Origin of the sequence: Plantactinospora veratri (assembly GCF_036421995.1) — a bacterium.
Classification (GTDB): Bacteria; Actinomycetota; Actinomycetes; order Mycobacteriales; family Micromonosporaceae; genus Plantactinospora; species Plantactinospora veratri.
Window position 1 is genome coordinate 116,060 of sequence record NZ_JAZGQL010000037.1, and the last position, 19,886, is coordinate 135,945.

Below are 19,886 nucleotides of genomic sequence, written 5' to 3' on the forward strand. Positions count from 1 at the left end.
CGTCAGGACCTGCGCTGCACCGGCGGAGCCGCCCGTCACACCACTGTGGTGATCGGCGTGGGCCGGCCCGTCCTGGCCGAGGTGAGCCGCCACGCTGCCGAGATCAACCCGATGTGCGAGAACGCCTGCGGAAAGTTGCCCAGCTGCTCACCGGTACGCAGGTCGATCTGCTCGGCGAAGAGGCCGAGGTCGTTGGCGCGGGCGACCATCCGGGTGAAGAGTGCGTCGGCCCGGTCCTGTTCACCCATGAGCGCGAGACACCCCACCAACCAGAACGAGCAGATGACGAAGCCGGCGGAGTCACCGGACCAGCGCCGGACCAGCCCGTCGGTGGTCAGCTCCCGTTCGATCCGCTCGATGGTCGCGCGCATCCGCGGATCGCTCGCGGAGATGAACCCGACCAGGGGGAGGACGAGAACCGACGCGTCCAGCCGGTCCGACCCGAAGGCGTCGGTGAAGGCACCGAGTTCGGCGTTCCAGCCGTGCCGCAGGATCGCCTCCCGGATCTCTTCGCGGACGGCCGCCCACCGCGCCACCTCGGCCGCGTCGCCCAGAACGGCGTCGAAGCGTACGGCCCGGTCCAGTGCTATCCAGCAGCCCAGTTTGGCCGTCAGGTAGTGCCGCTCCTCGCCCCGCAGCTCCCACATGCCCGAATCCGGCAACCGCCACGTCTCGACCGCGCGCGCGGTCAGGGACCGCAACATTCGCCGTACCGGCTTGGGCATGGGGTCGAGGCGCCTGCGCAGCAACCACGCGGCGTCGAGCACCTGGCCGAGTACGTCCTGCTGGCGCTGGTGCCAGGCATCGTTGCCGAGCAGCACCGGATCGTTCTCGCCCGGCTCGCCCAGCGTGCCGAGTTCACGTTCGGCGAGGTCACGCTCGCCCTCCACACCGAACATGATCGGTACGGGCGCCACGTGCGCGTCGCCGATCGACTCGGCCAACCAGCAGAAGAGCCGGTCCGCCTCCTGCGGGCAGGCCGCGATGGAGAGCATGCGCAGGGTGAGGCTGAAGTCGCGCAGCCACACGTAGCGGTAGTCGTAGTTGTCGTGCCCCTCCGGCCGCACCGGCACCGAGGTGGTCGCCGCCGCGACGACACCGCCGCTGGGCTGGTAGGTCAGCCCCACCAGCAGCAACGTACTGCGTCGTACCAGCTCCGCATGCTCCCCTGCGTAGTCGTGCTCCGCCATCCAGGAGTGCCAGCTCTCCACCGTGTCGGAGAGCGCCGCCGACACGTCGGGAGGTATCGGTGGGTCTTCTCGGTAGCTCGACCAGTAGGCCAGCGAGAAGCTCTCCCGCTGGCCCGGCCCGATCGTGAACGACGACGAGGCGGTTGTCTCGTGGCAGTCCACCGGAACGCTCGCGGTCAACCCGAGGGTGGCGCCGGTGGCGGTCCCGATCACGGTCTGGCCGCGCCGTTCGAGGTATGCCCGCACGCGGCCGTACTCGAAGTGGGGTGCGTAGGACATCACCATCGGCACCCGCCCGGCAAGCCCTTCCACCAGCCGTAGCAGCAGGCCGGGCGGGCTGCGGCCGATCTCGTGCCCCCGGCCGTGCCCCAGGGCCAGGGCATCGGTGACCGCCACCGACCCCTCCTCGGTGTGGAAGACCGTACGCAGCACCAGCGTGTCGTCCAGGTAGCTCCGCTCGACCCGGAACTCGCCTGCCGGGCGAATCCACCAGTGCCCGCCGGCATCGTCGAGCAGGCGGGCGAAGACCGAGGGGGCGTCGAACCGGGGCGGGCACCACCAGTCCACGGACCCGTCCCGGCCGACCAGCGCTCCGGACCGGCCGTCGGCGAGGTAGCCGTAGTCGTCGATCCGACGGGCGCACACCGCAGGCCACCCCCTGGCTGGTCGAGGTCCGGCGGTCGCTTACCCCCGCGCCGGCCGACCTAACCGACCCACTTCCGCGCCCCGCCTGAGTGCAAGGAAGGGCCCCCGCTACAACAGAAAACGATATGCGGGGGCCCTTCCTTGCACATCACGGCGGCGTTGCGCTGAGTTCGGGGTGGGGTGGTCGGGCGGGGGCGTTCGTCGTAGGGTCGGCCGGTGGATCCCAGCGAGATGGTCGGGGCGGCCCTGGCGGTCGCCGAGGCGGGCCTGGCGGCCGGGGAACAGCCGATCGGCGCCGTGGTGGTGCTGGGTGACGAGATCGTCGGGCGGGCCTTCACCCGGGAACGCGGCCTCCGGCGCCGGCTGGTGCACGCCGACCTGCTGGCGATGATCGAGGCCGACGAGCGGTTGGGCTGGCGGGAACGCCCGGCTCCGCTGCGGCTCGCGGTGAACCTGGAACCGTGCGTGATGTGCCTCGGTACGGCGATGGCGCTCGGCGTGGACGAGGTCTACTTCGGACTGGAGTCACCGAGTGACGGTGGCGCCTCGGTCGCCGCGAACTGGCGGCCCGAGCCGGCCGTGCCGTGGTTCGCGGCTCCGTCGGTGATCGTCGGGGGAATCCGCCGGGAGGAGAGCCGGGAGCTGTTCCGCCGCTGGTGCGCGACCGTGCCCGACTCCCCCGCCCGTCGCTGGGCGCAGACCCTGGTCGACCCGCCGGACTGAGGCCGGCCGCCGCATCCGGTGACCCCTCCGGTCGGCACCTACAGGAAATCGCCAGAGGGAGGCAGCGGATGGTTGCCACTCTCGTCCCACGCCGCGCCGCCGGCTCAGTACGGCTCGACGTACACGGCGAGGGTGCGCGGCGGGACGGTGAAGGTGCCGGTGGAGCGGTCGAAGGAGGCCGTCCGGAGTACCGGGTCGGCCGACTCGCGCAACACCGGATGCAACGCCACCGCCGTACCCCGCAGCCCGGCAACGGTCTGGGTCGCCACCGTCGGGGTCGCGTTGAAGACCACCGTCACGGACCGCCAGCGCGGGTCCAGCCCCGTCCCGTCGAGCTTCATGGTCAGCACTCCCGGCGTCTCGTCCACCCCGGAGCGCGGGAACGACACCCGCCGCTGCACCTGGGCCGCGTCGGCCAGCCCGAAGACCGGCGACGAGGACCGCACCCGCAGCAGCTCGCGGTAGCGCGCCTCGGCCAGCCCGATCGCCGCGCAGTCCGGTACCAGCTTCGGGTCGGCCAGCAGCGGCCGGGCGTACGGCCACTTGTCGGCGTTGTCGGCGGCCGGCGGAAGCCCGATCCCGAACCCGTTCCCCTCGGCGCAGTCCCAGCGGATCTGGTTGAACCAGTCTCCGCTGTTGTACGAGTTGCGGTCCAGCGACTTCGACCGCAGCCGTTCACTGCCCGCCGTCACGAACCCGGTCCCCTGGCTCAGCACCGCCGTGCCCAACGAGAGCACCTGCATCCGCGCCCGGTCCACCGCACTCGTCTCCTGCGGCAGCTTGTACGCCAGCGCGTCGTAGAGGATTTCGTTGTCGTGCGCGTCGACGTACGTGACCGCCTCGCCCGGCGCGGCGGTGTAACCGGCCGGCGCGCCGTTGTAGTCGACGTCGGCTCCGGTCACCGTCTCGCCGGACGAGGCGACGAACCGGTAGCCGGCCAGGTTGCCGGTCAGCCCGACCTTGATCTGGTCCTGCTGGTGCAGCAGCCGGGCCCGCTGTTCCGCCGACGTGCCGTTCACCGGGTCGCCGTTCGGGTCGGTGTAGAGCCCGGAGCCGAAGCCCTGCACCCGGGGGTTGGCGTCGAACGGCCCGCCGCCGCGCACCGCGTCCCGCAGCCGGTCGTTGAAGGTGCCGATTCCGGTGCCGGCCATGTTGGCCTGGGTGGCCTGGACGAACCGGGCGTCGCCGGCCACCTCGCCGAAGTCCCAGCCCTCGCCGTAGAGCAGGATCGCACGTCCGTCGACCCCGTCCCGGGCCACCGTCAGTCTGTCCAGCGCGGCCCGTACCGCCAGGATGTTCGCCTTCGGGTGGTGCCCCATCAGGTCGAACCGGAACCCGTCGACCTTGTACGCCTTCGCCCAGGTGACCACCGAGTCGACCACGAGCTTGCCCATCATGGCGTGCTCGGGTGCGGTGTTGGCGCAGCAGGTGGAGTTGGCGACCGTACCGTCGTCGAGCAGCCGGTGGTAGTAGCCGGGGACGATCTGGTCGAGTACCGACCTCGGATCGGTGCCGGCCGCCGAGGTGTGGTTGTAGACAACGTCCAGCACCACCCGCAGCCCGGCCGCGTTGACCCCGGCGACCAGCTGCCGGAACTCGGTCGTCCGCCGGTCCGGGTCGACCGCGTAGCCGCCCTCCGGGACGGTGTAGTGCAGCGGGTCGTATCCCCAGTTGTAGCCGTCGGTGTCCCGGACCGCGCCGACGCACTCCTGCTGGCGGTCCGAGTCGGCCGGCAGCGCCGCCAGGTCGCAGGGTGGCGCGGCCTGGTCGGCCCGGCGTTCCGGGATGGTCGCGAAGTCGAAGGTCGGCAGCAGGTGCAGGTGGCTGACCCCGGCGTCGGCCAGTGACCGCAGGTGCCGCATCCCGGTGGTCGCCGGGTCGGTGAAGGCCAGGTAGGTGCCGCGCCGCTCCGCCGGCACCGACGCGTCGGCGATGGAGAAGTCCCGGACCGAGACCTCCTGGATCTGGGTACGCGTCGACGGCACCGCCGCCGGCTTGCGCAGTCCCGCCCAGCCGGCCGGGGCGGCCGCCGGGTCGGTCAGGTCGACGATCCGGCTGTGCGTGGAGTTCGCGGTCAGCGCCAGCGAATAGGGATCGGTGACCGAGGCGGTGACGATCCGCTGCGCCGCCGGTTGCCACGCCTGCACCTGGTAGCGGTAGTAGCGGCCGAGCCAGTTACGTTCGCCGCGTACCGACCAGACTCCGGTGCGGTCGTCACGCCGCATCGGCACGGTCCGGACCGCCGCGCCTGGCGAGTCGGAGAGTTCCAGCGTCACGTTCCGGGCCGTCGGGGCCCAGACGGCGAGGCTGGGCCGTCCACTCACGACCGTCGGGCCGAGCCGGGCGGCGCTGGCCGGCGCGTAGAGGTCGTCGAGTACCCCGGGGAGCTGCACGCCGGTCGCGCCGAGCAGCACCCCGGCGGCGTCCCGCTCGGTCAGCACGAGCTGACCACGCAGCGCCGCCGCCAGCTTCGCCCGGTCGCGCGGGTCCAGCCTGAGGGCCTGGAACTGCCACAGATGCGGGAACCTCGCGCGCTGGGCCTCCGTCGGCCCGCCCGGCACCGCCCGCAACGGCAGTTCGGTGTACGTCCCGACAAGCTCGCCGTCCCGCACCGCCAGCCCACCCGTCGGGGCGCTGACCAGGGCGTACCGCCGGCCGTCGGTGGGCTGCCCCGGTGGCCGGAGCAGGGTGGAGCGGTCGATCCAGTGTGCCCGCTGCTTGCTGATGTCGAGGTCCGGGGCCGCGCTGCCGGTGGCCGGCAACAGCCGACCGGGGGTGCCGGCGAGCAGCCACGCCTCCCGGCCGGCGCCGGCGAGGTCGAGCCGCTGGTCGTCCGGCAGGTCCTTGGTGTCGCCGTTGTGGATGATGTAGCTCAGCCCGGTCGCCCCGGCGGCCAGCGGCACCCGGAAGGTGATCCCGAACTCGTCGCGGCCGGCCGGCGGCAGTGGGTTGGCCCAGTCGGTCGGGTTGGCCGCACCGTCCCAGACGTGCAGCCCCCAGCCGGCGTAGTCGTTGCCGGCCCGGCGGTAGTGCAGCACCGCGACGCTCTCGTCGACCGGCGGGTCCGGTTCGCCGGTGGCCGCCTGGCGGCTCGGATGGACCGTCGGGTCACCCTGCCTGAGCCAGACCTCGCCGGTCCGGGTCACGTCGACGCTGCGGTCCACCGCCACGTCCTTGTTGCCGGCGGCGTCCACCACCAGGAAGCCGACCGTGCGGGCGCCCGGCTTCAGCTTCACCCAGGCGAACCGGCCGTACGAGTCCTCCCCGGCGAACGGCTGCCCGGTCGGCCACGGCGTCTGGTACGCCGGGTCGATGTCGCCCCAGGCGTGCAGTTGCCAGTCGGGGTACCCGCCGGCCGGCCGCTGGTAGTGCACCACCAGCCAGTCCCGGGCGTCGGCCCGGGGCGGGGTGCCCACCGTCGCCGTCGACCGGGCGGTGCCGGTACGCCCCGCCGGGTCCCGCACCACCGCCTTGTACTCGATCCGGGCGCCGCCCGGCAACCCTTGCAGGTCGTGGTGGACCCGGTACGGCACCGGTCCGCCCTGGTTGCGGGCCTGGCCGAGCAGTGTCCACGGGTCGCCGTCGACCCGGGCCGCCACGGTGACGGTGGCCAGCGGGTCCCCGGTGACCTCGGCGACCACCCCGGCCCGGGTCGGTACGGCGGCGTCCGGTGCCGGGTCGGTGATCCGGACGCTCGGCGCGGCGGTCGGCCGGGCGATCGGAGTGTCCGCCCGGAGCACGACGGCGGCCAGCGGCGGGACGGTGATGGTCAGCCTGCCGTCCGGGCCGGCCGGCGCGGTCGCGTCGGAGCCGTAGACGCCGGTGAACCGGGTGCCGGCCGACCAGGTGTCGACGGTGACGGTCTGCCCGGTCGGGGCGTTGTTGACCGCGGCGACGTACTCGACCCGGTCGGCGGGGGCGATCCGGGAGAAGGCGAAGACCCCGGGGCCGTCGGCGGCGTACCGGGTGACCTGGATGCCGTCGCGCAGTGCCGGATGTGCCTTGCGCAGCGCGCCGAGCCCGGCGATGGTCCGGTAGAGCGGATGGCTCGGGTCGTACTGGTCGACGGCGTGGCTCCGGTCGGTGCCGAGCAGGTCGTCGTCGAGGTAGTCGGCGGTCCGGGAGGCGAACATGTCCTGCCGGGCGTCCCGGTCCCCGCCCGGCCCGGTGAAGCCCTGCTCGTCGCCGGAGTAGACGATCGGCTGTCCCCGGGTGAGGAACATCAGCTCGTGCGCGAGCTGGTCCCGGCGCAGGTGGCTGACCGGGTCGGTGCCGCCGTTCGCGATGAAGGAGCCGATCCGGCCCATGTCGTGGTTGCCGAGGAAGGTCGGCAGCCGGCCGGCGTCGGTGTCCCGGGCGGTGTAGAGGTCGTCGGCGGCGAAACCCTCGGCGAGGGCCTTCGCCGAGCCGCCGCCGCTGGCCACGTAGCCCCGGGCCGCGTTCTGGAAGGTGAAGTCGAGGGTGGCCGGCAGCCCGCCCCGGCGGACGTACGTCGAGGTGACCTCCGGGTTGGCGTCGTAGACCTCGCCGAACATGAAGAAGTCCGGCTTGCCGGCCCGCCGGGCGGCCTGCTCGACGCCGGCCCGGAACTGCGGCCAGAACTCCAGGTTGACGTGCTTGGCGGTGTCCAGCCGGAAGCCGTCGACCCCCAGCTCGGTGACCCAGTCGGCGAAGATCTTCGTCATCCCCCGGACCACCTCGGGGCGCTCGGTCCAGAGGTCGTCCAGGCCGGCGAAGTCGCCGTACTCGCCGTTCTCGCCGACGAAGGTGGAGTCGCCCCGGTTGTGGTACATGGTCGGGTCGTTGAGCCAGGCCGGCACCTTGACCCGGCGGTCCGCCTCGCTGGCGAACGTCGGCCGGTACGGGAAGGACTCCTCGTCCACCGCCGGGAAGGCACGGCTGCCGTCGGCGTGGTTGCGGTCCTCGAACGGTCTCCCCTGCGCGTCCCGGTACGGCCGGCTCGCCTTGTCCCGGTAGCCGGTCTGACCGTCGGGGTACCCGATGACGTCGGCGGTGTGGTTGACGATGACGTCCAGATAGACCTTGATGCCCCGCCGGTGTGCCTCCCGGACCAGCTTCCGCAGTTCCTCGTTGGTGCCGAAGTGCGGGTCGACCCGGGTGAAGTCCGTGATCCAGTAGCCGTGGTAGCCGGCCGAGGCGTCCGCGCCGCTGCCCTGCACCGGCCGGTTGACGAAGACCGGGGCCAGCCAGATCGCGGTGGTGCCGAGCCCCTGGACGTAGTCGAGTTTGTCCAGCAGGCCGCGCAGGTCGCCGCCGTGGTAGAAGCCCTTGTCGGTCGGGTCGTGGCCGGTGCGCAGCCGGTCGCCGGCCAGCCCGCCCCGGTCGTTGCGGGGGTCGCCGTTGGCGAACCGGTCCGGCAGTACGAAGTAGAACTGCTCGGCCCGGCTCCGGTCGGCGGCGGCCGCGTCGAGCAGCGCCTCGGCCGACGGTTCCGCCGTCCACTGTGTTGTGAGCGCGCTGCCGCCGGTCGCGGTCCGGTCGACCGGCTCGGCCGCCCCGCCGGACCGGCCGGCCCGGTCGAGTCCGGGTGCGGCGACCGCAGCGGCGCCGGCCAGCGGAAACGCGAGCACGGCGGTGAGAACCAGCAGAACGGTACGCGGCAGCGGCTTCATCGACGGCCTTCCTCTGGTCGCTGAAGTTCGCCCGCACGCTAGTCCTTTGCGGAAAGATTATGCAAGACCTTGCAATGAAAGCGTCCGCCATCCATCATCTTGCGCAAGCCGCACCGCCGCCCGCACCGTCTCCGGGCGGGGCCGGACCAGCGGAAGCCGTACCGAGGGGGTCGGGATCCGCCCCTGGGCGTGCAGCACCGCCTTGATCACCGTCGGGTTGGGCTCGGCGAAGAGCGCGGTGGAGAGCACGGCGAGCCGGTGCCCGAGCGACCGGGCCCGGGCGGTGCCGCCGGTCCGCCACGCCTCGGCAAGCTCCACGAAGGCCGCCGTACCGAGGTGCGCCGAGGCCAGGATGCCGCCGTGCGCGCCGAGCGCCAACAGTGGCGAGATCAGCGCGTCGTCGCCGCCGAGCACCGCGAAGTCCGGCGGCAGTTCGGCCAGCAACTCCACGGTGTCGCCGTCGATGCCGCCGACCGAGTACTTGATCCCGGCCACCCCGGGCAGTTCGGCCAGGCGCCGGATCGCGGCCGTGCCGAGGTGCTGACCGGTCCGGTACGGCACGTGGTAGACGACCAGCGGCACCGGGCTGGCGGCGGCGAGCGAGGCGAAGTGCGCGAGTACCCCCGCCTCGCCGGGGCGCAGGAACGGCGGCACCACGCTGAGCGCCGCCACCACCTCGGCCCGGCGGGGCAGCGTCTCGACCGTCTCCACCGCGTTGGCCCCGACGATCAGCGGGGCGCCGCGCTCCCGGCAGACCCGGGCGACGGCGTCGACCACGGCCTGCCGCTCCCGGACGTTCAGCGACGCCGGCTCGGCCGTGGTGCCCAGGGCCACCACGCCGGCCGCGCCAGCCTCCAGTACCTGGTGGGTCAGGGCGACGAGCGCGTCGAGCGCCACCGCGCCGGTGGCGTCGAACGGGGTGATCAGCGGTACGTACACGCCGGACAAGGTCATGACCACAGCGTCCGACAGGCAGACCCATAAGGTCTAGTACAGCGTTCTGAACAGAAGCGTAAGCTCAGCTTATGCTCGACGTACGTCGACTCCGGCTGCTCTGCGATCTCGCCCGACTCGGCACGATCGCGGCCGTGGCGCAGGCGCACACGTACACCCCGTCGGCGGTCTCCCAGCAACTGGCCGTGCTCGAGCGGGAGGCGGGGGTGCCGCTGCTGGAACGCACCGGGCGGCGGGTCACCCTCACCACCGCCGGCCGGGTGCTGGTCCGGCACGCCGAGACCGTCCTGACCGCCCTGGAACAGACCACGGCCGCGCTCGCCGCGGTCGCCACCGGGCCGACCGGCCCGCTGCGGATCGGCGCCTTCCCGACCGCCGTCCGTACGCTGCTCCCGGCCACCCTGGTCGCACTCGGCCACCAGCATCCCGGGCTGGAACTGCGGGTGTCCGAACTGGACCCGGTCGCGGTACCGGCCGGACTGCGCGAGCGCCGGCTCGACGTGGGTCTGCTGCACGACTACGACGTCGTACCGGTCGAACCCGATCCCGGGCTGGAGACGGTGCCGCTGCTGGACGAGACGGTCTTCCTCGCCGTGCCCGCCGGGGAACCGGAATCAGCCGACCCGCTGCGCGCCACCCGGGACGCGGCCTGGATCCTGGCCAGCCCCGGCACCCTCTGCCACACCGCGACCCTGCACGTCTGCCGGGCGGCCGGCTTCACGCCCCGGGCCCGGCACCACGCCGACGACTTCGCCACCGTGCTGGCGCTGGTCGCCGCCGGGCAGGGCGTCTCGGTGATCCCCCAGCTCGCCGCCGCACAGCCACCGGTCGGGGTCCGGCTGGTGCCGCTGGAGACCCGGCGCCGGACCCGGATCGCATACCGGCGCGGCGCCGCCAGCCATCCGGCGACCGCCGCCTTCATCGCCGCGATCCGCACCGCCACCGGCAACTTCCTCGGCCGCTGACCCGGCCGGGCCGGCCGCCATCCCGCTTCCGGCGACAGCGCGTTCTCCCGCCGCGAGGCCCAGCCCGCCCCTGGCCGGGCCGGTCGTGGTGCCGGATATCCGGCGGCGCCCGGCGGCCGTCGCTCCTACCCTGAGCGGGTGCGGACACGGCGGCGGACGAGGCTCGGGGCACGGCGACGCAAGAAGCTCGGCAAGCGGCTCGCCGACGCGGTGCTCGGGGAGGACCTGCCCCGGGTCGTCGCGCTGCTGGCCGCCGGTGCCGATCCGGAGGCGGCGACCCCGGACGGCAGCACCCCGCTGTACCGGGCCTGCGTGCAGGGCCTGACCCCGGTCGTCCGGCTGCTGCTGGCCGCCGGGGCAGCACCGGAGACCGAGAGCGGGCGGGGCGACGAGGGCCTCCCGCTGACCGGCGCGGCGGCGTGGGGACACACCGAGGTGGTACGCCTGCTGCTGGCGTACGGCGCGGACCCGGCCCGCCGGGAGGATGCCGGTACCGGTGCCACCGCCCTGGACTGGGCGGTACGCGGCGACCACCGGGAGACGGCCGAACTGCTCCGGGCGGCTACAGGATCTGGCAGGCCCGACCGTTCACCGTGCAGCTGATCGGCCGCTCGCCGTCGCCCCAGCGTTCGAACTGGAACCGCAGCGGATCGGACTGTCCACCGGCCAGCGGCGCGCCGCTGCGGAAGATCCACCGCCCGCCGTCGCGGTCCACCGACGGCCGGGGTGCGCCCTCGACCCAGAAGCCCCGCAGGTCGTCGACCTCGTCGCGGAACCGCAGTTCCACGGTCCAGGACTGTGCCGAGCCGGTCTCGTTGCGCACCAGCACCTCCGCGATGAACGAGTCACGGAAGTCGGCAAGTACCCGGTAACGGCCGGTCAGCGGCTCGGGCGGCTTCGGCGCGGAGGTGGTCGGCCGGGACCGTGCCGGTGCGGTGCGCGGCGGGACGGGACGGGACGCGGCCGGCTTGCCGCCGCTCGGCCGGGCCGAGGTCGGCGTCGGGGTCCGGGGGGTCGCCGTCGGAGAACCGCTCGGACTCGCCGCACCGGTGCCGGAGTCCACCGGCGCCGGGGTGGAGCCCGGGGCGAACGGCCAGGCCGGCTCGGGTGCGCCGGAGGTGCGGCGGTCACCGGTGAGGTATCCGGTGGCGAGCGCGAAGAGCACGGTCATGACCAGGACGCCGGCCAGTACGACGATCCACGGCGCCGCCGCGAGCAGCCTCGGCCGGGTCGGTTCGGGGGCGCTCACCGCGCCGGAATCCGCACCGAGATCTCGTTGCCGAGCCGTCGTCCGGAGGAGAGTTCCAGATCGTCGCCGCTCCAGAATCGACCGGGGTCGTACGAGTTCGGTCGGCGCCAGGCCGGGAGCAGCCCCATCGCCTGGTAGGTCGCGGCGACGACCTCGGCGCAGTACGCCGTCTCCAGGGTGCTGTCGCTCGGCCGGCGGCGCATGGCGGGCGCCCGGCCGCGCAGCCACCGCCAGGCGAGCTGGGCGGTGGACGGGAACGGCGTTCCGTCCAGGCGGGCGATGGTACGCAGCACCCCGTTCTCCATCTCGTCGTCGGCCGGCGGTTCGAGTTGCCGCAGCCAGGCGCGCTGACCGTACCGGATTCCCCAGACCCGGACGGCGTCGCGCAGGTCGTGCAGTTGCACGCCCCGCTGGTGGTTGCCCGACCACAGGTCGGGCAGCGACCGGCCGAGTTCGGCGTGCCACATTAACGGCGGCAGGTCCTCGATGACCACGGACATTCCGACATGGTTCACCGGACTGTTCGTGGTGAACTGGATCGCCCGATCCGGCACGCTGCGGCCCCGGAAGACCCAGACGTCGCCGGTACGGGTCAGCTCGACCGCCTCGTCGAGGCTGAGTTCGCTGCGCTCCTCGGCCATCGCTCCCACCTCGGTCCGCCCGTCCTGCCGGGCCTGCCGACTACCCTAGGCGGATGCGCTGGTGGAAGGTAATCGGTGTGGCGAGCGTCGTCGGGGTGGCCGCCACCGGGGTGGTGCTGGCCCGGGCCGAGCGGCGCCGTCGGGCGTACACCCCGGAACAGATCCGCGACCGGCTGCGGGAACGGCACGCCAAGGCGGTGGATGGTGGAACTTCCACCGATACCGGCCCGGCCGGCGGCCCGAACAAATCCCAAACCTCGCAGTAAGTACGCTCGCGTCCGACCTGCTTGCGGACAGCAAGGCGTATCACCACCATCGATGGATGGCGGGGCCGGCACCGGAGGCGTGGCGGATGGGCGTGCACGCCCACGTTCCGGGTCCACCCGAAATCGTCGGCTTCGGTGCACTGACCGGGTGATGCTCACCCATCCCGGTGCCAACTTCGAGATGTGCGACTTCATCCGGGACAATCTCGACGGGCTGGCCGGCTATCTGGCCACCGCCCGCTACGTGCACGTCATCTCGTTTCTCGACGAGGAGACGCAGCGCCGGTCACGCGCAGTTCGGCGAGGTGACCAAGGAGTTCCTCCGCTCGCTGGCCAGCGAGCGGCGCAGCGCGGGGCTGCCCAACGGTGTCTTCATCGCGCACGGCGCCCATCCGGAGTGGCTGGCGGTGCAGCGCTTCATCGAGGAGCGGTTCGAACTTCCGGTGTACTCCTTCGAGAGCGGGGCGTGGGGCGGGCGCCAGGTGACCGAGGCGCTCGCCGACTATCTCGAACGGTGCGGGTTCGCGATCTGCGTACTGACCGCCGAGGACTTCACCGGGGACGGCCGGCGGCTGGCCCGGCAGAACGTGGTGCACGAGGTGGGTCTCTTCCAGGGACGGCACGGCTTCGACCGGGTGATGGTGCTGGCCGAGGAGGGCTGCGACTTCGTCCCCCAGGCCGCCGAGCCGTACACGATCTCCTTTCCGCGCAACGGCATCAGCCGGACGTTCTACCAGCTCGACGAGATGATCAGGGCGCAGGGCTTCGGCGCCGTCGAGCCCTGACCAGAGAGCCGGCCGTCCCGCAATCCGGAAAGGCTTGCATTTATAGCAAGACGGACGTACGGTTTTGTTGAGTCGAACGGACGTTGGTAAGGGTTACCTGAGCCCTGCGGCGAGGTACTGGGTAGGAAAGACTCTGGGTACTACGCCCGGTCGCCCGCCGGTCGGGGGCCGGCCGACCCGCCCCCGGACGCCGACGGCATGGGCCGGGACGAAGACAGCGTGAAGGAGTACGACGTGGCGAGCCTCGACACCTTCGGTGCGAAGAGCCAGCTACGCGTCGCAGACGCGAGCTACGAGATTTTCAAGATCAACACGGTGCCCGGGCACGAGCGCCTGCCGTACAGCCTGAAGATCCTGCTGGAGAACCTGCTCCGCACCGAGGACGGCGCGAACATCACCGCCGAGCACATCCGGCAGCTCGGCGACTGGGACCCGAACGCCGACCCGAGCGTGGAGATCCAGTTCACCCCGGCCCGGGTACTGATGCAGGACTTCACCGGGGTGCCCTGCGTGGTCGACCTGGCCACCATGCGGGAGGCGGTCCGCGAGCTGGGCGGCGACCCGACCAAGGTCAACCCGCTCGCACCCGCCGAGCTGGTGATCGACCACTCGGTGATCGCCGACATCTTCGGCCGGCAGGACGCCTTCGCCCGCAACGTCGAGCTGGAGTACGGCCGCAACAAGGAGCGCTACCAGTTCCTCCGCTGGGGCCAGACCGCCTTCAACGAGTTCAAGGTCGTCCCGCCCGGCACCGGCATCGTGCACCAGGTCAACATCGAGTACCTGGCCCGGACGGTCATGGAGCGGGGCGGCCAGGCGTACCCGGACACCGTGGTCGGCACCGACTCGCACACCACGATGGTCAACGGGCTCGGCGTGCTCGGCTGGGGCGTCGGCGGCATCGAGGCCGAGGCCGCGATGCTCGGCCAGCCGGTCAGCATGCTCATCCCCCGGGTCGTCGGCTTCAAGCTGCACGGCGAGATGCCGGCCGGCACCACCGCCACCGACCTGGTGCTGACCATCACCGAGATGCTCCGCAAGCACGGCGTGGTCGGCAAGTTCGTCGAGTTCTACGGCCCCGGCGTCAGCGCGGTGCCGCTGGCCAACCGGGCCACCATCGGCAACATGTCCCCGGAGTACGGCTCCACCGTCGCGATCTTCCCGATCGACGAGGAGACGGTCCGCTACCTGAAGCTGACCGGGCGCTCCGAGCAGCAGGTCGCGCTCGTCGAGGCGTACGCGAAGGAGCAGGGCCTCTGGCACGACCCGGCCGCCGAACCCGACTACAGCGAGCGGCTCGAACTCGACCTTTCCACCATCGAGCCGTCGCTGGCCGGCCCGAAGCGCCCGCAGGACCGGGTGCCGCTCGGCAACGCCAAGACGCTGTTCCGGGGCGCGCTGATCGACTACGTCGGAGACGGCGCCGACGGCACGTATGGCCCGGCCGACGAGGCCAGCGAGGAGTCCTTCCCGGCCAGCGACCCGCCGGCCAACGACGTCAACGACCCGGCCGACGCCCCGCACGAGCTGGTCTCCGCCGCCACCGGGGCGAAGGGCCGGGCCAGCAACCCGGTCCAGGTCACCGGCGACGACGGCGTGGAATACGAACTCGACCACGGCGCCGTGGTGATCGCCGCGATCACCTCCTGCACCAACACCTCCAACCCGCAGGTGATGATCGGCGCCGCGCTGCTGGCCCGCAACGCCGTCGACCGGGGACTGTCCCGCAAGCCGTGGGTGAAGACCACCCTGGCCCCGGGCTCCAAGGTGGTGATGGACTACTACGAGCGGGCCGGCCTCACCCCCTACCTGGAGAAGCTCGGCTTCCACCTGGTCGGCTACGGCTGCACCACCTGCATCGGCAACTCCGGCCCGCTGCCCGAGGAGGTCTCGGCGGCGGTCAACGAACACGACCTGTCGGTGGTCTCGGTGCTCAGCGGCAACCGGAACTTCGAGGGCCGGATCAACCCCGACGTCAAGATGAACTACCTGGCGTCCCCGCCGCTGGTGGTGGCGTACGCGCTGGCCGGCACCATGGACATCGACCTGGCCAACGAGCCGATCGACACCGGCGCCGACGGGCAGCCGGTCTACCTGCGGGACATCTGGCCAAGCGCCGCCGAGATCGACGAGGTCATCGCGAGCGCGCTGCGCAGCGAGATGTTCACCAAGGACTACGCCGACGTCTTCGCCGGGGACGAGCAGTGGCGCTCGCTGCCCACCCCGGAGGGCGACACCTTCGCCTGGGACGGCGAGTCGACGTACGTGCGCAAGCCCCCGTACTTCGAGGGGATGGACCGCGAGCCGACCCCGGTACAGGACATCTCCGGCGCCCGGGTGCTGGCCAAGCTCGGCGACTCGGTCACCACCGACCACATCTCGCCGGCCGGCTCGATCAAACCCGACTCCCCCGCCGGGAAGTACCTCGCCGAGCACGGCGTGGCCCGGCACGAGTTCAACTCCTACGGGTCCCGGCGTGGCAACCACGAGGTGATGATCCGGGGCACCTTCGCCAACATCCGGCTGCGCAATCAACTGCGGATGCCGGGTGAGGGTGGGGCTGCGGGAGCTGCGCTCCCCGAAGGTGGCTTCACCGTCAACCACCTGACCGGCGAACAGACCTCGATCTACGACGCCTCGGTGGCGTACCAGGACGCCGGGATCCCGCTGGTGATCCTCGCCGGTACGGAGTACGGCTCCGGCTCGTCCCGGGACTGGGCGGCGAAGGGCACCATGCTGCTCGGGGTACGGGCGGTGCTCGCCCAGTCGTACGAGCGGATCCACCGGTCGAACCTGATCGGGATGGGCGTGCTGCCGTTGCAGTACCCGGCCGACACCGACGCGGAGTCACTGGGGCTGACCGGCACCGAGACGTTCTCGATCAGCGGGGTGACCGCGCTGAACGAGGGCCAGATCCCGCGTACCGTCCGGGTGACCACGGACACCGGAGTCGAGTTCGACGCCGTGGTCCGGATCGACACTCCCGGCGAGGCCGACTACTACCGGCACGGCGGCATCCTGCGGTACGTGCTGCGCAAGATGCTGGCCGCCTGAGCCGCCGCCGCCAGCTCCGCGAGACCGGGCCGGTCACCCCACGGGGTGACCGGCCCGGCCCGTTTCCGGCGACTTGACCTCAATCGTGGTTGAGGACCCAGACTCGGCTCGTCGAAACCACGACGGGAGGATGTCCGATGCGAGCGGCGGGTTTCACCGAGTACGGCGGTCCCGAGGTGCTGCGGCTGCTGGAGCTGCCCACCCCGGTGCCCGGCCCGGGACAGGTACGGATCCGGGTGAAGGCGGCGGGGGTGCAGCCGTACGACTGCGCGATCCGGTCCGGCTGGACGCCGCCGGGGGTGACCGGCGACCTGCCGAGGGTGCCCGGCAACGAGTTCGCCGGCATCGTGGACCGGCTCGGCCCGGACGTCACCGGCGTCGACGTCGGTGCCGAGGTGCTCGGCTTCGGCCAGCTCAACTGCTACGCGGAATACCTGGTGACCCCGGCCGACCAGATCACCGCCAAGCCCGCGGGCATGCCGTGGGAGGTGGCCGGCGGCTTCACCGCCGGGGCGCAGACCGCGCACATCGCCCTCGACGAGCTGGGCGTCGCGGGCGGCGAGACGCTGCTGGTGCACGCCGCCGCCGGTGCGGTCGGCACGGTGGCGGTACAGCTCGCCGTGGCGGCCGGCGCGACGGTGCTCGGCACGGCGAGCCCGGACAACCACGACTACCTGCGGTCGCTCGGCGCCACCCCGGTGGCGTACGGGCCGGGCCTGGCCGACCGGGTCCGCGCGCTCGCGCCGGACGGGGTGGACGCGGCGCTGGACGGGGCCGGCGGCGACGCGCTGCGGGTCAGCCTGGAGCTGGTGCCGGACCGCAGGCGGATCCTCACCCTGGTCGAGCACGGCCGGGCCGAGGAACTCGGCATCCGGGTCACCCGCAACCTGCGGTCGGCAGACCGGCTGGCCGGACTCGTCGACCGCCACACCCGGGGCGAACTGCGGATCCACGTCCGCCGGACGCTGCCGCTGGAGCAGGCCGCCGAGGCGCACCGCGAATTGGAGACCCGGCACGGCCGGGGCAAGGTGGTGCTCACCATCGACTGAGCGGGACGCCGGGACCGGTATCGTCGGTGCCGCGCGGGACGGCTCGCGCGGGCACCGGCGGGCAGGGGGCGTTCCATGCGGCAGGATTCGGTCCGGGTGGGCAAGGTACCGGCGCTCTTCGCCTCCGCGCTGGCCACGGATCCGGCCCGGCCGCTGCTCACCTACTACGACGACGCGACCGGGGAACGCACCGAACTGACCGCCGAGGCGCTGGCCGAGTGGGTGGCCCGGACGGCGAACCTGCTGGTCCACGGGTGCGGGCTTGGCGTCGGAGCCCGGGCAGCGGTGCTGTTGCCGCCGCACTGGCAGACCGCCGCCGTACTGCTCGGCACCTGGTCGGCCGGGGTGTCGGTGAGCTTCCACGGCGACGCCACCGCCGGGCTGCCCCGGCTCGGGCGGGGCGTCGAGGAGCCCTTCGACGTCACGTACGCCGCGCTGCGCCGGATCGACGACTGGCTCGATCACGTACCCGAGGCGGAGCACCGGTTCGTGCTCGGGTTCGCGCCGGACGGCGCCGCGCTGGCCGAGCCGCCGACCGGCTACCGGGACTACCTCACCGAGGTACGCCGGCACGACGCCGACCTGCGGCCGTACGTGCCGCTGCGCCCCGACGACGCGGCCAGTGTGGACGGCACCAGCTACGCCGAGTGGGGCCGGCTGGCCCGGGGGATGGCGGACGAGGTCTTCGGGCTGCGCCCCGGCGACCGGGTACTGGTCGACGCCGCCGAGCACGAGCACCCGGTGAAGTGGCTGCTGGCACCGCTGGCCGCCGGGGCCACCGTGGTGCTCTGCGCCAACCTCGACCCGGCGACGGTGCAGCGACGCAGCCGGGCCGAAGGGGTGACCCGGGTGCTGTGACGGTCCCGCCCAGCGGGGTCAGGGTGCGGCGGAGCTGCCCTGCGGGTCGGCGGCGGTGCTGGAGCTGTCCGGCAGCAGGCTGGTGGCGCCGGGCACGTACGGGTCGAGCAGGTGGGTGGCGAGCACGATCCGCTGCCACCGGCTGACCGGTACCCCGCTCGACTCGGCCAGCCGCACCACCGCCCGCCAGTCCCGGGAGCAGCGGGCCCGGATCCGCTCTATCAGCGACACGAGTTCGCCGGCCGCCGTGCCGGAGCCGCGGCGACGGCGGGACTCGGCGACGGCGGCCAGCTCACCGAGGGTCCGGTCCAGTTCGAGGTCGACCTCCGGGGTGGCCGCCTCCAGCCGGTCGGCCAGGGCGAACGCCTCGGACCGACCGTCCGGGGAGGGTCCCGTCGACCCGCGCAGGGTGCGCCGGTAGAGGCCGGCCCGGGTCTCGTGGTTGCAGAGCACGGCCAGTTCCCGGAGCAGGTCGGCCGGCTCGTCGGCGGCGTGCACCAGGTTGAGCTGGTAGTTGAAGCTGCCGACGTCGTAGCGGAGCTGCCCGGGACGGCACCGGACCGGGTCGGCCGGCCCCTTGGCGGTGCTGAGCACCAGGGAGGCCGGCTCGGGGCGGCCGGGCAGGGCGAGCAGCAGGAGCAGGCACTCGCACGCCGTCACGTAGAGGTCGGCGGCGTCCCGCCGGTCCCGGCTGGCGGCGTTCAGGCCGTACTGCCACAGCGCCCGTACGCCGTGCCGGTCGATCGTCACCGTCGCCGCCCAGACGATGCTGAAGCCGTACGCCAACACCCAGCGCAGCACCGGGCCGAGCCGGCGGGTGACCACGGCGTCCGGTTTCAGCAGCAGGAGTGCGTGGTCGTGGCAGAACTCCTCGATGCGGCCACCACCGACGGCGAGCAGGTCTTCGAAGCTCTCCCGGAAGTACGTGTCGACCGCGTAGAGGGACCGCTTTTCCGGAAGCGTCGACAGGAAGGCGGGGATCTGCTGGGCGCCGGGGGTGGCCATCGCGGGTCACTCACGCAGTTCCGCGGCTCGCCGACCGACCTCTCCCGGGCTGAGCAACTCACCGTCGAGCACCACACCGACGAAGCCGTCCAGCGGGATGTGCTCGAAGACCGGCGCGCCGAGGCGGGCGAAGACCGGGGCGGGGACCAGCTTCAGCGCGGTGGTGACGATCAGGGTGGGCAGCCGCTGCGCCAGCTCCCTCGTACCCCGGATGTTGAGCACGGTGTCCGGTCCGATCGCGTCGGCGCCGGCCAGCGCGACCGCCGGCTCGCCGGTGCGCAGCGACTCCGGCAACTGGGCCAGGATCTGCTTGACGATGGAGCTGCTCGGCGCGTAGGTGACCGGGACACCCTGCTCGCCGACCCAGGTGACCGCCGCCTTCACGGTGTTCTCCACCGCGTGGTCGAGTTCGGCCCGGATCCGGCGGAGCGCCTCGGCCGGCTCGTCGGCGCGTACCGCGTTGGCGATGTGCCACATCGGCGCGTAGCCGGGCAGCCGGGCGGTCAGGAACTCCGTCGCGGCGGCGGTCGCGGCGGGGTCGTCGATCAGGTCGAGCAGACCCTGGATCACCAGCCGGGCCACCCCGGTGGCCCCGGCCGTGGTGACCGTGACAGCCTCGCGGAGCGGTGTCGGCAACGTAGCTTGGTCCATGATGTTCGGGCTCTTTCCGTTCCGGGTCTGGTCCCCTGAGGACAGGACTACCTCCCCGGCATCGAGAATGCCCGATCTGCGGGCTTCCCGGCACCGGGTTTGGTAGTTCATATCAAACGGACACCCCGGTCGGAGCCGAATGACCAAATAGCAGCGGCTGTCACCGATCCACGACGCGCAGTGCCCCCCGCGCGGCGCGCGGGGGGCACTGCGGCCGG

At 72.6% G+C, this 19,886-nt stretch carries 15 protein-coding genes; 8 read left to right on the forward strand and 7 right to left on the reverse strand.

What is annotated here, in order from left to right; all coding sequences use genetic code 11:
• Positions 1-35: 35 nt before the first annotated feature.
• The gene (locus V1634_RS33720; RefSeq protein ID WP_331211677.1) at positions 36-1,835 is read right to left on the reverse strand and encodes a glycoside hydrolase family 15 protein; all 1,800 of its coding nucleotides are present in this window, start codon (positions 1,833-1,835) and stop codon (positions 36-38) included.
• A gap of 216 nt (positions 1,836-2,051) precedes the next feature.
• On the opposite strand from V1634_RS33720, the gene V1634_RS33725 reads away from it, so the two are divergent.
• Positions 2,052-2,558, forward strand: coding sequence for a nucleoside deaminase (locus tag V1634_RS33725; RefSeq protein WP_331211678.1), 507 nt, complete (start codon positions 2,052-2,054; stop codon positions 2,556-2,558).
• Positions 2,559-2,662: 104 nt separating this feature from the next.
• On the opposite strand, the gene pulA is transcribed toward V1634_RS33725, so the two are convergent.
• Positions 2,663-8,191 (reverse strand): pullulanase-type alpha-1,6-glucosidase, encoded by a 5,529-nt coding sequence (pulA, locus tag V1634_RS33730; RefSeq protein ID WP_331211679.1) that lies wholly within the window; start codon positions 8,189-8,191, stop codon positions 2,663-2,665.
• Between the two features lie 57 nt (positions 8,192-8,248).
• Positions 8,249-9,145: a dihydrodipicolinate synthase family protein gene (locus V1634_RS33735; protein WP_331211681.1), complete on the reverse strand. Its 897-nt coding sequence runs from the start codon at positions 9,143-9,145 to the stop codon at positions 8,249-8,251.
• A 71-nt stretch (positions 9,146-9,216) separates the two neighbouring features.
• On the opposite strand from V1634_RS33735, the gene V1634_RS33740 reads away from it, so the two are divergent.
• Complete coding sequence (locus tag V1634_RS33740) at positions 9,217-10,110, forward strand: LysR family transcriptional regulator (protein WP_331211682.1); 894 nt, start codon at positions 9,217-9,219, stop codon at positions 10,108-10,110.
• 138 nt (positions 10,111-10,248) lie between these two features.
• Positions 10,249-10,713, forward strand: a complete 465-nt coding sequence (locus V1634_RS33745; RefSeq protein WP_331211683.1) for an ankyrin repeat domain-containing protein — start codon at positions 10,249-10,251, stop codon at positions 10,711-10,713.
• Here V1634_RS33745 and V1634_RS33750 read toward each other — a convergent pair.
• Both V1634_RS33750 and V1634_RS33755 read right to left on the reverse strand, forming a co-directional pair.
• On the reverse strand, positions 10,673-11,359 hold the full coding sequence (locus V1634_RS33750; RefSeq protein ID WP_331211684.1) for a cellulose-binding protein: 687 nt from the start codon (positions 11,357-11,359) through the stop codon (positions 10,673-10,675). The two genes, V1634_RS33745 and V1634_RS33750, sit on opposite strands and share 41 nt — an antisense overlap.
• Positions 11,356-12,000: a hypothetical protein gene (locus tag V1634_RS33755; protein ID WP_331211685.1), complete on the reverse strand. Its 645-nt coding sequence runs from the start codon at positions 11,998-12,000 to the stop codon at positions 11,356-11,358. The genes V1634_RS33750 and V1634_RS33755 overlap by 4 nt, the downstream gene beginning before the upstream one ends.
• Before the next feature lie 53 nt (positions 12,001-12,053).
• Between V1634_RS33755 and V1634_RS33760 the strand changes: the two genes are divergently transcribed.
• The 5 genes from V1634_RS33760 (at position 12,054) to V1634_RS33780 (ending at position 18,012) form a co-directional block, all read left to right on the forward strand.
• On the forward strand, positions 12,054-12,266 hold the full coding sequence (locus tag V1634_RS33760) for a hypothetical protein (protein ID WP_331211686.1): 213 nt from the start codon (positions 12,054-12,056) through the stop codon (positions 12,264-12,266).
• Positions 12,267-12,571: 305 nt separating this feature from the next.
• Entirely contained in the window at positions 12,572-13,051 is a 480-nt protein-coding gene (locus V1634_RS33765; RefSeq protein ID WP_331211687.1) for a TIR domain-containing protein, read from the forward strand.
• 198 nt (positions 13,052-13,249) lie between these two features.
• Entirely contained in the window at positions 13,250-16,105 is a 2,856-nt protein-coding gene (locus tag V1634_RS33770; protein WP_407951900.1) for an aconitate hydratase, read from the forward strand.
• A 137-nt stretch (positions 16,106-16,242) separates the two neighbouring features.
• On the forward strand, positions 16,243-17,154 hold the full coding sequence (locus V1634_RS33775; RefSeq protein ID WP_331211688.1) for an NADP-dependent oxidoreductase: 912 nt from the start codon (positions 16,243-16,245) through the stop codon (positions 17,152-17,154).
• Positions 17,155-17,229: 75 nt separating this feature from the next.
• Entirely contained in the window at positions 17,230-18,012 is a 783-nt protein-coding gene (locus tag V1634_RS33780; protein WP_331211689.1) for a TIGR03089 family protein, read from the forward strand.
• Between the two features lie 18 nt (positions 18,013-18,030).
• Here the strand turns inward: V1634_RS33780 and V1634_RS33785 are convergent, their stop codons facing one another.
• Both V1634_RS33785 and V1634_RS33790 read right to left on the reverse strand, forming a co-directional pair.
• Positions 18,031-19,017, reverse strand: a complete 987-nt coding sequence (locus V1634_RS33785) for a nucleoside-diphosphate kinase (protein WP_331211690.1) — start codon at positions 19,015-19,017, stop codon at positions 18,031-18,033.
• A gap of 6 nt (positions 19,018-19,023) precedes the next feature.
• Positions 19,024-19,668 (reverse strand): hypothetical protein, encoded by a 645-nt coding sequence (locus V1634_RS33790; protein WP_331211691.1) that lies wholly within the window; start codon positions 19,666-19,668, stop codon positions 19,024-19,026.
• Between the last annotated feature and the right edge of the window lie 218 nt (positions 19,669-19,886).

Excerpts from the sequence above, each read along its gene's own strand:
- pulA (WP_331211679.1), bottom strand. The coding sequence starts at position 8,191 with ATGAAGCCGCTGCCGCGTACCGTTCTGCTGGTTCTCACCGCCGTGCTC.
- V1634_RS33735 (WP_331211681.1), bottom strand. The coding sequence starts at position 9,145 with ATGACCTTGTCCGGCGTGTACGTACCGCTGATCACCCCGTTCGACGCC.
- V1634_RS33740 (WP_331211682.1), top strand. The coding sequence starts at position 9,217 with ATGCTCGACGTACGTCGACTCCGGCTGCTCTGCGATCTCGCCCGACTC.
- V1634_RS33755 (WP_331211685.1), bottom strand. The coding sequence starts at position 12,000 with ATGGCCGAGGAGCGCAGCGAACTCAGCCTCGACGAGGCGGTCGAGCTG.
- V1634_RS33760 (WP_331211686.1), top strand. The coding sequence starts at position 12,054 with ATGCGCTGGTGGAAGGTAATCGGTGTGGCGAGCGTCGTCGGGGTGGCC.
- V1634_RS33770 (WP_407951900.1), top strand. The coding sequence starts at position 13,250 with ATGGGCCGGGACGAAGACAGCGTGAAGGAGTACGACGTGGCGAGCCTC.
- V1634_RS33775 (WP_331211688.1), top strand. The coding sequence starts at position 16,243 with ATGCGAGCGGCGGGTTTCACCGAGTACGGCGGTCCCGAGGTGCTGCGG.
- V1634_RS33780 (WP_331211689.1), top strand. The coding sequence starts at position 17,230 with ATGCGGCAGGATTCGGTCCGGGTGGGCAAGGTACCGGCGCTCTTCGCC.
- V1634_RS33785 (WP_331211690.1), bottom strand. The coding sequence starts at position 19,017 with ATGGCCACCCCCGGCGCCCAGCAGATCCCCGCCTTCCTGTCGACGCTT.
- V1634_RS33790 (WP_331211691.1), bottom strand. The coding sequence starts at position 19,668 with ATGGACCAAGCTACGTTGCCGACACCGCTCCGCGAGGCTGTCACGGTC.